12 protein-coding genes are annotated in these 12,641 nt (G+C 66.5%); 10 read left to right on the top strand and 2 right to left on the bottom strand.

Features of this window, described 5'->3' with window-relative positions; genetic code table 11:
- Positions 1–41 precede the first annotated feature (41 nt).
- The 10 genes from phaE (at position 42) to ACW6W5_RS09210 (ending at position 11,359) form a co-directional block, all read left to right on the top strand.
- Positions 42–1,160: a class III poly(R)-hydroxyalkanoic acid synthase subunit PhaE gene (phaE, locus tag ACW6W5_RS09255; RefSeq protein WP_226956578.1), complete on the top strand. Its 1,119-nt coding sequence runs from the start codon at positions 42–44 to the stop codon at positions 1,158–1,160.
- Positions 1,157–2,227 carry a class III poly(R)-hydroxyalkanoic acid synthase subunit PhaC gene (gene phaC, locus ACW6W5_RS09250; protein WP_152151243.1) on the top strand — a complete coding sequence of 357 codons (1,071 nt, stop codon included), beginning with the start codon at positions 1,157–1,159 and terminating at the stop codon, positions 2,225–2,227. Before phaE ends, phaC begins: the two co-directional genes overlap by 4 nt.
- Positions 2,224–2,595 carry a YfeK family protein gene (locus ACW6W5_RS09245; RefSeq protein ID WP_152151245.1) on the top strand — a complete coding sequence of 124 codons (372 nt, stop codon included), beginning with the start codon at positions 2,224–2,226 and terminating at the stop codon, positions 2,593–2,595. Before phaC ends, ACW6W5_RS09245 begins: the two co-directional genes overlap by 4 nt.
- Before the next feature lie 47 nt (positions 2,596–2,642).
- The gene (locus ACW6W5_RS09240; RefSeq protein ID WP_121037325.1) at positions 2,643–2,846 is read left to right on the top strand and encodes a PspC domain-containing protein; all 204 of its coding nucleotides are present in this window, start codon (positions 2,643–2,645) and stop codon (positions 2,844–2,846) included.
- Positions 2,843–3,301, top strand: coding sequence for a hypothetical protein (locus ACW6W5_RS09235; protein ID WP_193222741.1), 459 nt, complete (start codon positions 2,843–2,845; stop codon positions 3,299–3,301). Before ACW6W5_RS09240 ends, ACW6W5_RS09235 begins: the two co-directional genes overlap by 4 nt.
- Before the next feature lie 159 nt (positions 3,302–3,460).
- On the top strand, positions 3,461–3,676 hold the full coding sequence (locus ACW6W5_RS09230) for a hypothetical protein (protein WP_121037322.1): 216 nt from the start codon (positions 3,461–3,463) through the stop codon (positions 3,674–3,676).
- 207 nt (positions 3,677–3,883) lie between these two features.
- Entirely contained in the window at positions 3,884–6,259 is a 2,376-nt protein-coding gene (locus ACW6W5_RS09225; RefSeq protein ID WP_152151247.1) for a Tex family protein, read from the top strand.
- 251 nt (positions 6,260–6,510) lie between these two features.
- The gene (locus ACW6W5_RS09220; protein WP_152151249.1) at positions 6,511–8,709 is read left to right on the top strand and encodes a PAS domain-containing protein; all 2,199 of its coding nucleotides are present in this window, start codon (positions 6,511–6,513) and stop codon (positions 8,707–8,709) included.
- Positions 8,710–8,989: 280 nt separating this feature from the next.
- On the top strand, positions 8,990–10,852 hold the full coding sequence (locus tag ACW6W5_RS09215; protein WP_319020620.1) for a methyl-accepting chemotaxis protein: 1,863 nt from the start codon (positions 8,990–8,992) through the stop codon (positions 10,850–10,852).
- Between the two features lie 96 nt (positions 10,853–10,948).
- Positions 10,949–11,359, top strand: a complete 411-nt coding sequence (locus tag ACW6W5_RS09210) for a DUF4189 domain-containing protein (RefSeq protein WP_226956585.1) — start codon at positions 10,949–10,951, stop codon at positions 11,357–11,359.
- Between the two features lie 184 nt (positions 11,360–11,543).
- On the opposite strand, the gene ACW6W5_RS09205 is transcribed toward ACW6W5_RS09210, so the two are convergent.
- Together ACW6W5_RS09205 and ACW6W5_RS09200 are read right to left on the bottom strand one after the other, a co-directional pair.
- The gene (locus ACW6W5_RS09205) at positions 11,544–12,116 is read right to left on the bottom strand and encodes an HGGxSTG domain-containing protein (RefSeq protein WP_152151251.1); all 573 of its coding nucleotides are present in this window, start codon (positions 12,114–12,116) and stop codon (positions 11,544–11,546) included.
- The gene (locus tag ACW6W5_RS09200; protein ID WP_152151253.1) at positions 12,113–12,508 is read right to left on the bottom strand and encodes a hypothetical protein; all 396 of its coding nucleotides are present in this window, start codon (positions 12,506–12,508) and stop codon (positions 12,113–12,115) included. Before ACW6W5_RS09200 ends, ACW6W5_RS09205 begins: the two co-directional genes overlap by 4 nt.
- Between the last annotated feature and the right edge of the window lie 133 nt (positions 12,509–12,641).

Genomic DNA, 12,641 nt, shown 5'->3' with positions numbered 1-12,641 from the left:
GCGGCATTGCTATCATCGTTTCCCGAGACGGGAGGACGGTCATGACCACGGCGGGCAGCGGCAGCGGCGCAGGCGATGTAGAGGCCCTGGCGCGGCAGTATTTCAGTGCCTGGGGCGATGCCCTGCGGCATGCTGCGGCACCGCCCGGCCATACCGCCGGCCCCGAGGGGCAGGGCAACTGGCAGCAGGCGATCGACTGGTGGGCGCAGATGATGCCCAACGCCGCCAGCGGCCCGGCCGATGAAGCCGTGCACCGTTTCCGTGAGCAGGCCGGTGGCTGGTACGGCACCATGCAGCAGGTGGCTGCGCAGTTCGCCGGCCGCGACACCACCAGTGCGGAAGTCGCGCAGGCGTGGCGTACGGCAGTGCTGGGCCAGGGCGACGGGCTGCTGCAGTGGATGCTGCAAGGCGCGCGTGGGCACACCCATGCCGAGGGGCCGGATCTGCTGCAGCTGCTGGAAACCCTGCAGCGCCAGCTTGGCCCGTGGCTGCAGAGCCCGGCGTTTGGTCCCGGCCGCGAGCACCAGGCGCGCTGGCAGGCGCTGCTGCGGGCCCAGCAGGACTACCAGGCGCACTCGCGCGACTACGTGGATCAGATCAAGCAGGCGCTGGACGATGCGTTCACCCTGTTCGAGCAGCGCCTGGCCGAACACGAACAGCCCGGCAACCAGCTGACCAGTGCGCGGGCGATGTTCGATCTGTGGATCGACGCGGCCGAAGAGGCGTACGCGAAGGTCGCGCTGTCCGAGCCGTTCCAGGCGGTCTACGCCGCGCTGGGCAACGCCCAGATGCGGCTGCGCGCGGCCACCCAGCAGGAAATCGAACGGTTGACCGAGAGCTTCGGGCTGCCGACACGCACCGAAATGGACGCGGCGCATCGGCGGATCGCCGAGCTGGAGCGGCTGGTGCGGCGCATGGCCGCCGGCGCGGGTGCGGCACCTGCCAGTGCGGCCAAGGCGCGCAAGCCCGCAGTGAAACCCGCCGCCGCGAGCCAGCGCACAACCCGCGCTTCCAGGCCGGCCAAGGCCACCGCCAAGCCCTCCAAGGCCTCCAAGGTCACCAAGGTCACCAAGGTCACCAAGGTCACCAAGGTCACCAAGCCCGCCACCACGCCGACCAAGCCGACCAAGCCGACCAAGCCAAGGAAGCGCAGCGTATGAAGGGCCCCCTGGGCTTCAACGCCGAAGATCTTCTGCAGGAAACCCTGGCCATGCAGCGCAAGCTGATGGATGGCCTGAAGCTGCTGCCTGCGGTGGACGATGTCGATTACGGCGCGACCACCCGCGAGGAGGTCTGGCGCGACGGCAAGGTCACGCTGTACCGCTTCGTCGGCAGCGAGCCGCCGGTGCATGCCACGCCGCTGCTGATCGTCTATGCGCTGGTCAACCGGCCGTACATGGTCGATCTGCAGACCGACCGCTCGCTGGTGCAGAAGCTGCTGACCCTGGGCCACGATGTGTATGTGCTGGACTGGGGCTACCCGGACCGCTCCGAGCGCTATCAGACGCTGGAGGATTACCTGCTGCGCTTCGTGGATGGCGCGGTGGATCACCTGCAGGCGCACAACGGTGGTGAGCCGATCAACATGCTCGGCATCTGCCAGGGCGGCGTGTTCGCGCTGTGCTATGCCGCGCTGCGCCAGGCCAAGCTGGCCAACCTGATCACGATGGTCACCCCGGTCGATTTCCACACGCCGGACAACATGCTCTCGCACTGGGCGCGCCAGGTGGACGTGGACCTGCTGGTGGACACGCTGGGCAACATCCCGGCCGATCTGATGAATGCCAGCTACCTGATGCTCAAGCCGTTCCGCCTCAACGTGCAGAAATACGTGGGACTGCTGGACATCCTGGACGACAAGGACGCGCTGGAAGATTTCCTGCGCATGGAAAAGTGGATCTTCGACTCGCCAGATCTCGCCGGCGAAGCGTTCCGTGACTTCATCAAGCAGTTCTACCAGGGCAATGGCCTGATGCACCACGGCGTGCGCATCGGCGAGAACACTGTCGACCTCCAGCAGGTCACGTTGCCGGTACTGAACATCTATGCCGAGCAGGACCATCTGGTTCCGCCGGATGCGTCACGCGCGTTGCGCAGCCGGATCGGCAGCACGGATTATACCGAGAGCAGTTTCCGCGGTGGCCACATCGGTATCTATGTCTCCGGGCGGGCTCAGCGCGAGGTCCCCGGTACGATCAACGATTGGTTGAAGGAACGTTCCGCATGACCCATCGCACCCGAGCCGTGCTCGCACTGGCCCTCATCGCCCCCAGCGTGGCGCTGGCCGCCCCGACCGACACCGCCCGCCGCGAGATCGCCGGCCTGATCGGCGCGCTGGATGGCTCCAGTTGCCGCTTCCAGCGCAATGGCAGCTGGCACGATGCGCCCGAGGCGCGGGCCCATCTGCAGCGCAAGTACGACTACCTGCTCAAGAAGGACAAGGTCGACACGGCCGAGCAGTTCATCGAACGTGCCGCCAGCCAGAGCAGCATGAGCGGCAAGCCCTACCGGATCGCCTGCCCGGGCCAGCCCGAGCAGACCGCAGCGGTGTGGTTCGGCGCGCGCCTGAAGGCCCTGCGCCAACGCACCCCGTAGACACGGTTCGCGCTAGAGTCGGCGCATTCCGGACCGAGACCCCGTGCATGAACACACCGCCGCGCCCGCTGTCCCGTTCGCTCAACGACCGCATGATCGCCGGGGTGATGGGCGGTATCGCGCATCGCTACGGCTGGAACGTCACCCTGGTGCGGGTGCTGTTCGTGCTGATCTCGATCGGCTCGGCGGCCTTCCCGGGCATTCTGATCTATCTGATCCTGTGGCTGTTGATCCCCAACGAGGCCGATTGAGCCTGTCACCGGTGCTGCTGCGCGCGCTGCAGGTGCTCGGGGCGCTGTGGACCTCACCCAACACCCTGATCGGCCTGGCCGCCGGCACCGCCGGGATGCTGGCCGGTGCGCGCCCGTCATGGAACGGGCGCGACTGCGCGATCGTGTTCCGCCAGTTTCCGTGGGGCCCGGGCGGAGCGATCACACTGGGCAACGTCATCCTGCACACGGGGCCGGTGCTGGATGTGCCGTGCCGGACGTATGCGCATCAGGCCGGCCACGCCAACGAACCGGTGATCGGCCTGCACGACCATGAGCGGGCGCACGTGTACCAGTATCTGTTGTTGGGGCCGCTCTATCTGCCCGTGTACCTGCTGTGCGGTGGGGTGAGCGCGCGCAATCCGTTCGAGCGCGCGGCCGATGTCTATGCGCTGCAGGGGCGGGGCTGGTGGCCATCCATTCGTGATCCGCAGTGACGTTATCTCAGCGTTAAATCCATGTAAGAAAAACGTCGACAACGCGACGTCATCTGCATGCAAAAAAACGTTATTAGCCTGGATGACGAACCAGTCAGGTTTACCGGGGTAAGCTTGCAGCGCTGTATGAGCAAACGTTTTTCTGGAGGAATACATCACATGGCAATCGTTCTTTATGTCGGTGGTAGCAAGGATGGCGACAAGGGCCTGGTGCCCCATGGTTTCAGCAAGTCCCAGGCCGATACCGAACTGGGTCCGGAGATCTACACCGAGCGGTTCATGGAACTGCAGGGTGTGGGCAAGGTGCGGGTGATGGCGTTGGAGTCGATGCAGGACGAGATCGTCCACCAACGCGCGGCCGTGCATTACCGGTAAGCCAGTCACACCGCAGAGGTGCCCGGTTGTCACGGGCGCCCGCGCCGGCATCCCAGCCCCACGCAGGATGCCGGCGTGAACGCAGGACCCCTCGTGTGGTCATCGCCACGGGGCGACAGGTTCGGCCCGACCTGTCAACGGCTTTCCCCCGCCGCCGCGCATCGCCAGAATGGGTTCTTTCCGCAAAAGCGGCTCCGGCCGGAAGCAATGCCTGACATCAAGCTCGCGCAGCAGATCGCCCAGACCATCGCCGATGAGATCGGTGCCCAGACCGCCCAGGCCCTCGCCGCCATCGCCCTGTTGGACGAAGGCGCCAGCGTTCCGTTCATCGCCCGCTACCGCAAGGAAGTCACCGGCGGCCTGGACGATACCCAGCTGCGCAACCTCGAAACGCGCCTGACCTACCTACGTGAGCTGGAAGACCGCCGCGCCGCGGTGCTGTCCAGCATCGACGAACAGGGCAAGCTCAGCGACGAACTGCGTAACGAGATCCTCGGCGCGGACACCAAGTCGCGCCTGGAAGATCTGTACCTGCCGTACAAGCCCAAGCGCCGCACCCGTGCCCAGATCGCGCGCGAAGCCGGCCTGGAGCCGCTCGCCGATGGCCTGCTGGCCGATCCGGGCCTGGACCCGCAGGTGTTTGGCGCGACCTTCGTCGATAGCGACAAGGGCGTGGCCGACGTCAAGGCGGCCCTGGAAGGTGCGCGCGCGATCCTGATGGAGCGTTGGGGCGAAGATGCCGCGCTGGTCGGCGAGCTGCGCACCTGGCTGGGCGAGAACGGCGTGATCCGCGCACGTGTCGCCGAGGGCAAGGAAGAGCAGGGCGCCAAGTACCGCGATTACTTTGAACACGCCGAGTCGCTGGCGAAGATTCCGTCCCACCGCTTGCTGGCACTGTTCCGCGCGCGCCGCGAGGAAATCCTGTTCCTGGAACTGGACCCGGGCAGCGATGCCGAGGCCGGCAATCTGTATGCCGAAGGCCGTGTCGCGCACAACGCGGGGATCCGTGATGCCGGCCGCCCCGGTGATCGCTGGCTGCTGGACGCCTGCCGCCTGACCTGGCGCGCCAAGCTGCACATGCACCTGCTGCTGGACCTGTTCAACCAGGCGCGCGAAAAGGCCGAGGCCGAAGCCATCTCGGTCTTCGGCGACAACCTCAAGGATCTGCTGCTGTCGGCCCCGGCCGGCCCCAAGGCTGTGCTCGGCCTGGACCCGGGGATCCGCACCGGCTGCAAGATCGCGGTGGTCGATGCCACCGGCAAGCTGGTCGCCACCGACACCATCTACCCGCACGAGCCGCGCCGCCAGTGGGACCAGTCGCTGCACACGATCAAGCAGCTGTGCGTGCAGCACAACGTGGAACTGATCGCGATCGGCAATGGCACCGCCAGCCGCGAGACCGACAAGCTGGCCGGTGACGTGATCAAGGCGCTGGGCGACACCAAGCTGCAGAAGATCGTTGTCAGCGAAGCCGGCGCGTCCGTCTACTCGGCGTCGGAATTCGCGGCCAAGGAGTTCCCGAACCTGGATGTGTCGATCCGCGGTGCGGTGTCGATCGCGCGCCGCCTGCAGGATCCGCTGGCCGAGCTGGTCAAGATCGAGCCCAAGGCGATCGGTGTGGGCCAGTACCAGCACGACGTGGACCAGTACCGGCTGGCGCGTGCGCTGGATGCGCGCGTGGAGGACTGCGTCAACGCGGTCGGCGTGCACGTCAACACCGCCTCGGCGGCGCTGCTCTCGCGCGTGTCGGGGCTGTCGTCCACCGTGGCCGAGAACATCGTGCGGCATCGCGACGACAACGGCCCGTTCAAGCGCCGCAAGGACCTGCTCAAGGTGCCGCGCCTGGGCGAGAAAACCTTCGAGCAGTGCGCCGGCTTCCTGCGCATCGCCGATGGCGACCAGCCGCTGGATGCCTCCTCGGTGCACCCGGAAGCCTATCCGGTGGTGGAGCGCATCGTGGCCGCCACCGCACGCCCGATCAAGGCACTGATTGGCGACGGCAGCTTCCTGCGCGGGCTCAAGGCGGAGCAGTTCACCGACGCCACCTTCGGTGTGCCGACCGTGCGCGACATCCTCAAGGAGCTGGAAAAACCCGGCCGCGATCCCCGCCCGGAGTTCAAGGCGGCCCGTTTCGCCGACGGGGTCGAGGAGCTGAAAGACCTCAAGGTCGGCATGATCCTGGAAGGCGTGGTCAGCAACGTGGCCGCGTTCGGTGCCTTCGTGGATATCGGGGTGCACCAGGATGGACTGATCCACATCTCCGCGCTGTCCGATACCTACGTCAAGGACCCGCGTGACGTGGTCAAGGCCGGTGACATCGTCAAGGTGAAGGTGCTGGAGGTGGACGTGGCGCGCAAGCGCATCGCGCTGACCCGCCGCCTGGATGACACTCCCGCCCCGGCCAAGGCTCCCGGTGAGCGCGATGCGCGCCCGGCCGGAGGTGGCCGCCGTGACGGCGGGGCGGGCAATGGTCCGCGCGGTGGCGGTCGTGGCAACCCGCCCGGGCCGCGCCCGGGCAGCGCCGCACCGCCGGCCAACAACGCGCTGGCAGACGCCTTCGCCCGGGCCAAGCGCGGCGGCTGACAGCGCTGTTGGTGCCTGCCAGGGGCCGCCTTCGGGCGGCTTTTGGCGTTTTCCGCGGTCCCGGTGGCCGGGGGCACTTCTGGTTTGACGCGCGTTTACGCACACTTCCCCTTGAATGCCCGTAGGGTGGGTGGACGGCGGGGAGCCCAGATGACAGACGACCAGGCAGGACCGGGCAACCGGGCGGGCCGCAGCGCCGATCACCGCGCTGGCGCAGGGCTGTGCGCGGCGTGTCGGACCGGAGCGCACGCATGAGCCGGCAACCGGACGCCCCCCTTGATGCGGTCGCCGCGCTGCGCGACATGGCCGAGCAGCGGCATCGGCTGGAAATGATCATCGAAGGCACCGCGGCGGGCACCTGGGACTGGGACATCCCGGGCAACCAGATGCGGGTCAACGAGCGCTGGGCGGAGATCGTCGGCTATACGCGCGAGGAACTTGCGCCGATCACGCCGGAGACATTCTTCAAGCTGGTGCATCCCGACGATCTGGCCCAGTCCAATGCGCTGCTCGAGGATCATCTGGAAGGTCGCTCGCCGCATTACGACAGCCTGTGCCGGATGCGCCACAAACAGGGCCACTGGATCTGGGTGCAGGACCGTGGCCGCGTCTACGAGCGCGATGCGCAGGGCCGCCCGCTGTGGATGGCCGGTGCCCACGCCGACGTCACCGAACTGCAGCAGGCCCGCCAGGAGGCGGCCAACATGCGCCAACGCCTGCAGGCGGTGGTGGATGCGTCTGATGAGGTGGCGGTGATCGCCACCGATGTCGATGGGGTGGTCAATCTGTTCAACACCGGTGCGCAGAAGCTGCTCGGTTACCGCGCCGATGAAGTGATCGGCCGGGTCAACCCGGGGCTGTTCCACGATCCGGATGAGATGCGCGCCTACCTGCAGCCCCAGGTGGGCGCGGACGGGCGCATGCCGACCATTTTCGAAGCGCTGACCGCGCGCGCCGCGCAGGGCACCTGGTCGCACCAGTGGACCTTCCTGCGCAAGGACGGCGAGCGGCGCCAGGTGCGCCTGTCGATCAGCCCGCTGGACTGCGCCGGCGGCAACCGGATCGGCTACGTCGGCATGGCGGTTGACCTTACGCCCCTGCTGCAGGTGCGCGAGCAGGCCTTCGTCGCGGCGGAGAAGTTCGCCGGCGCGTTCTCCTCGGCGGCGCTGGGCATGGCCCTGGTATCGCTGGAAGGGCGCTGGCTGGACGTCAACGATTCGCTGTGCGGCATCCTCGGCTACACCCGTGCCGAACTGCTGCAGATCGATTTCCAGACGCTGACGCATCCGGACGATCTGCATACCGATCTGGCCCTGCTCGGCGACCTGCTGGCCGGGCGCCGCGAGCATTACCACATGGAGAAGCGTTACCTGGGCAAGGCCGGCAACCTGGTCTGGGGGCGGCTGTCGGTGTCGCTGGTGCGCACGGAAAATGGCGAGCCGCTGCATTTCGTTTCGCAGATCCAGGACGTGACCGCCCAGCGGCTCAGCGGCCAGCAACTTCGCGAATCCGAGCAGCGCACCCGCGTCACGTTGGATGCGGTGGCCGACATGGTGCTGACCTTGGACCTGCACGGCGGCATCCAGTACGCCAACGCCGCGGCCACCCGCGCGCTGGCCGGGGAGGGCGCCGGGGCCCTGGCGGGCAGCCAGCTGCAGGAGGTGATGGAGCTCACGACCGAATACGCGCCGCGCTCCCCGCTGGATGTGGCCGTGCTGCTCGACCCGGACAGCAATGCGGTCGACCTGCATTCGGACCTGCTGCTGTCAGTGGGGGCGCATCTGCTGCCGGTCGACCTGACCCGCGCCTGGCTGCGCGATGAAAACGGCCAGTCCACCGGCGCGGTCTGGGTGATCCGTGACGTCACCCAGCAGCGTGCGCGCCAGCGTGAAGCCCGGCATCTGGCCGAAATCGATCCGCTGACCGAGCTGAGCAACCGGCGCGGCTTCGAAGCGCACCTGCAGCAGGCCATCACCCGGGTCGCGCGGACCGGGCAGTCGGCCTCGTTGATGTATATCGACCTGGACCACTTCAAGCCGGTCAACGATACCCATGGCCATCTGGCCGGCGATGCCGTGCTGTGGGCGGTGGCCAGCGTGCTGCGGCACGGCGTGCGCGATTCGGACATCGTGGCGCGCTTGGGGGGCGACGAGTTCGCGGTGATCCTGGCCGGCTGTTCGCTCAAGCGTGCCCGCCGCATCGCCAGCGATCTGCTCGAGGCGATGCGGGGGTTGTCGATCCCCTGGGACCAGCGGCGGTTGAGTGTGGGCGCCAGCATCGGCATCGCGCCATTGTTCGGGGGCATGAGCGTGGATGACGCGGTCGCCGCGGCCGATGCACAGTGCTACCGGGCCAAAGCGATGGGACGCGACAACGTGCAGGTGGAGGCCGACGCGCTCGGGGCCGTGGATCCCCTCGACGCCCTGGATGCGAGCGAAAGTGGCGAATGAGCACGGCCGGCCCTGCGCGGCGCCGGCCCGATGGTCGCCCTAAAGGTTTCAGAATCTCCGCCGTTATATGACTCGCAGTTGCTGCCCGTCTGCTCACGTGGATATCTGGCCGTACACCTTTTTTAAATGGTTCATGTTCGCCGGCCCGCCCGGTGTTTGAAGCCCATCGAAGTTGCGTCATCCCCACTGACGATCTTCGTGAGTCCCAGCCAACGGAATACCGCCACCGGGCCACCGCCCGGCGCTGACCTATTCGCTAACCGGACACCGAGGTCTAACGATGATTACTTCAGGCTTGCACACGCATGTGCCAGGTCGCGCCAGCGACGCCGACGCCGACGCCGGGTCGTTGTGGCGAACGCTCACGGCATGGTTCGTTTCCCGTCGCGCGGCCCATGGCATCGCGGCATCGGCCGCGCTGCAACGGCAGGCCGACCTCGAAGAGCAGATCAAGGCGCTGCATAGAGTCCAGGCCGTCATCGAGTTCCACCTCGATGGCACCATCGTGCATGCCAACGACAATTTCCTGCAGACACTGGGCTACACGCTGGAGGAGATCCAGGGCAGGCACCACGCCATGTTCGTGGATGCCGAGTATGCGAAGAGCGGGGAGTACCGGGACTTCTGGGCCAACCTGGGCCGCGGTGAGTTCGACGCCGGCCAGTACCGCCGGATCGGCAAGGGTGGACGCGAGATCTGGATCCAGGCGTCCTACAACCCGGTGTTCGACAGCAACGGACGACCGTACAAGGTGGTCAAGTTCGCGACCGACATCACCGCGCAGAAATTGCAGGCGGCCGACTTTGCCGGCCAGCTCGCCGCGATCAACACATCGCAGGCCGTGATCGAGTTCGACCTCGAGGGCCGCATCCTGGCCGCCAACGAGAACTTCCTCGCTGCCATGGGCTATGCACTGGAGGAGGTGCGCGGGCAGCACCATGCGATGTTTGCCGAACCGGCGTATCGCGAGAGCGCGCAATACCGTGCGTTCTGGGCGAAGCTCGGCCGCGGCGAGTACGATGCCGGCCAGTACAAGCGCTTGGGAAAGGGCGGGCGCGAGGTCTGGATCCAAGCTTCGTACAACCCGATCTACGATATGAACGGACGGCCGTTCAAGGTGGTCAAGTACGCTACCGACATCACGGCCCAGGTGCGTGACTCGCTGGCGCTCCAGCAGGCCGTCGCGCAGACGCGTGAAGTGGTGGCGGCCGCGCAGGGTGGCGATCTGACCGGCCACATCGCCACCCAGGACAAGACCGGCCCGATCGCCGAGTTGTGCGAGGGCATCAATGCGCTGGTCGACGCGATGGCCGGCATCATCACCCAGATCAAGCTGGCAGCCGACACCATCGCCGTGGGTGCCAGCGAGATCGCCGAAGGCAACAGCGACCTGTCCGTGCGCACCGAGCAGCAGGCGGCCTCGCTGGAGGAGACCGCCGTCTCGATGAAGGGGCTGACCGCAACCGTGCGGCGCACCGCGGACAACGCCCGCCAGGCCAATGAGCTGGCCGGTGGCGCGGTCGAGGTGGCGGCGCAGGGTGGCCACGTGGTGCAGGAGGTGGTCTCCACCATGTCGCTGATCAATGACTCCTCGCGGCGCATCGTCGACATCATCGGCGTGATCGACGGTATCGCGTTCCAGACCAATATCCTGGCCCTCAATGCCGCCGTGGAAGCGGCCCGTGCCGGCGAGCATGGCCGCGGCTTTGCGGTGGTCGCCTCGGAAATCCGCTCGCTGTCGCAGCGTTCTGCCGAAGCCGCCAAGGAGATCAAGCAGCTGATCGGCGACTCGGTGGAGAAGGTCGGGGCGGGCACGCGCCAGGTCGAAAGCGCGGGCCGCACCATGGACGAGATCGTGGTCAGCGTGAAACGCGTGAGCGATCTCATGGCCGACATCAGCGCGGCGGCCCAGCAGCAGAGCGAGGGCATCGAGCAGATCAACCAGGTGGTCGAGCACATCGACGAGAGCACCCAGCAGAATGCCGCGCTGGTCGAAGAGGCCTCCGCGGCGGCCCGCAGCATGGAAGAGCAGTCCACCCAGTTGCTGCAGACGGTGGCGGCGTTCCGGGTGGCGGGGGCGGGCACGCATCGCTCGGTGCACCTCAATCCCACTACTGGCCAGCCCGCATTGCGTCTGGTCTGACTGCCGTGCGGGATGCATACGGCGCGCGGCTTTGGGATACTCGATCTTCCAAGGACAGGTCGGAGTATCACAATGCGGATTGCACCACGGTTGAGCATGCTGCTGGTCATGGGGATGGCCCTGCCTTGCACTGCGGGCGCGGCGTCGGCGGTGTTTTACGACGCCGACACCGGTGCCTACGGCTATTCGATGAACAACCGCAGCGTCAGCACGGCCATGCAACAGGCGCTGGGGTATTGCGCGCAGCGCTCACCCAACTGCAGCACTGTGGCCAGCACGTCGGAAGGCGGTTACTCGGCGCTGTATACGGGCACGGGTGCCATGGGTGTTGCCCTGTCCGCACAGGATGATGCCGCTGCTCAGCGCAAGGCCGAGGCGATGTGCCGGCGAAAAGCAGGGGACTGCCGGCTGGCGCTGCTGTGGCGCGAAGAAACGGTGGCCCCGTCCGTGCCGCCGGTTCCCCCGATCCCGCCACATACCCTGCCTCCGATCGAGCCGGCCGGGTAACGGTCGCGGCGCTGCCGAGCAGAATGAAAAAACGCCCCGGATCCGTCGATCCGGGGCGTTCTGGTTTTCCATGGTGCGAAGGTGGGCAACGAAAACCCATCCATTTCGAGCATCTTGCGCAGCCATTAAGAAAAATGCCCCCAAAGTTGCCCCCAGAAGGGCATTGCTTGCCCTGCACTAGCCCCTAAGTCAGGTTCTTCGGTAAGCGTAAGTTTGCCTCCGCTCTGGCTTTACCAGCGTCGGTTCTGGGGCCTGTTGACCGCCCGCCGTGAAAACGACAGCGTCGCTTGCTTGGCTCCGGCCTAGCTTGGCATGGCTGGCCGTCACGGTGGCGAGTCGCCCCACATCTGGCTTCCACGCATCGCTGCTTCGAAGTGATCAGAGGACTGTCAACAGTACCGAAGTCATACGCGCGCGCGCATGCGCGCTGGGCGGGACGTAATTCCGGTGGTGATGCTGCATTGCCAAGCGCGAGCGCCAACGCTCTAGGAAATTCCTGCCCTGCCGGCGAAGGTCTGGACAATTCCATTTCCTTGTACTTTATTCCGGTCAGCTCTGCCCACTCGGTCAGGATGGCGTCCAGCACCGCGCTATTGGTCGCACCGGCGCTTCCGGGCTGTTCTTGCTCCTGCCGCGCCTGGAACACGCGCAGTGCCTGCAGGCCGGGCATGTAGTCGATACGGCAAAGGCCCGACCGCCGCTGTCGTTGCAGCTTAGCCAGATGTGCCTTGTTCTTGCTCAGGTAGCCATCGGTCATGGTGTCTTTTCTCTTGGCAGGAAATAGGGTGGTCCGCTCTTATTCCCGGCATCCTTCCGCGCCCAGCGGACAATCTGGGGTTCCTTGGGCCAGGCAATGGGCCTGCCGGCCTTCCGGCGAATGCACCACGGGCATGCCTTCACCACGGGCGGGCAGCCCAACCAGAGCAGGACCGGCCCGCAGCCCTCGCAGGTGACCGTCACCGGCTCGGTCCATACGGGTGGGGTAACGCCGGAGTCCAGGAACCTGCGGGCCTCCAGTGCGCGCAGGTAAGCCCGCAAGGCCATGTCATCGTGCCCGGCACAGGCGGCCACTTCTTCATCCGGGAGGGCATGAACCAGTCCGCCGTCCACGCCTTCATGCTCGGCCAGCTTCAGCAGATGGGCACGCACGTAATCTGTCCCTGTGAATCTTCTCCAATGCCCTTCTTGCTCACTGCCAAAACTGACAAAAGGGGCTTTTGGCGGTTTTGTCAGTTGATCGGACGGCACTTTCAGGATTTTTCGCCGGTCAGCTCGGCCAGCC

It is taken from the genome of Stenotrophomonas sp. IS26, assembly GCF_054188265.1.
The sequence above is the reverse complement of the archived record's forward strand: the minus strand, read 5'-3'. Positions and strand labels throughout refer to the sequence as shown.

What these genes read in the sequence shown, in the direction of transcription:
- ACW6W5_RS09205 (WP_152151251.1), bottom strand. Translation starts at nt 12,116, where the DNA reads ATGACCGATGGCTACCTGAGCAAGAACAAGGCACATCTGGCTAAGCTG.
- ACW6W5_RS09240 (WP_121037325.1), top strand. Translation starts at nt 2,643, where the DNA reads ATGAACACACCGCCGCGCCCGCTGTCCCGTTCGCTCAACGACCGCATG.
- ACW6W5_RS09245 (WP_152151245.1), top strand. Translation starts at nt 2,224, where the DNA reads ATGACCCATCGCACCCGAGCCGTGCTCGCACTGGCCCTCATCGCCCCC.
- phaE (WP_226956578.1), top strand. Translation starts at nt 42, where the DNA reads ATGACCACGGCGGGCAGCGGCAGCGGCGCAGGCGATGTAGAGGCCCTG.
- phaC (WP_152151243.1), top strand. Translation starts at nt 1,157, where the DNA reads ATGAAGGGCCCCCTGGGCTTCAACGCCGAAGATCTTCTGCAGGAAACC.
- ACW6W5_RS09210 (WP_226956585.1), top strand. Translation starts at nt 10,949, where the DNA reads ATGCTGCTGGTCATGGGGATGGCCCTGCCTTGCACTGCGGGCGCGGCG.
- ACW6W5_RS09215 (WP_319020620.1), top strand. Translation starts at nt 8,990, where the DNA reads ATGATTACTTCAGGCTTGCACACGCATGTGCCAGGTCGCGCCAGCGAC.
- ACW6W5_RS09220 (WP_152151249.1), top strand. Translation starts at nt 6,511, where the DNA reads ATGAGCCGGCAACCGGACGCCCCCCTTGATGCGGTCGCCGCGCTGCGC.
- ACW6W5_RS09225 (WP_152151247.1), top strand. Translation starts at nt 3,884, where the DNA reads ATGCCTGACATCAAGCTCGCGCAGCAGATCGCCCAGACCATCGCCGAT.
- ACW6W5_RS09230 (WP_121037322.1), top strand. Translation starts at nt 3,461, where the DNA reads ATGGCAATCGTTCTTTATGTCGGTGGTAGCAAGGATGGCGACAAGGGC.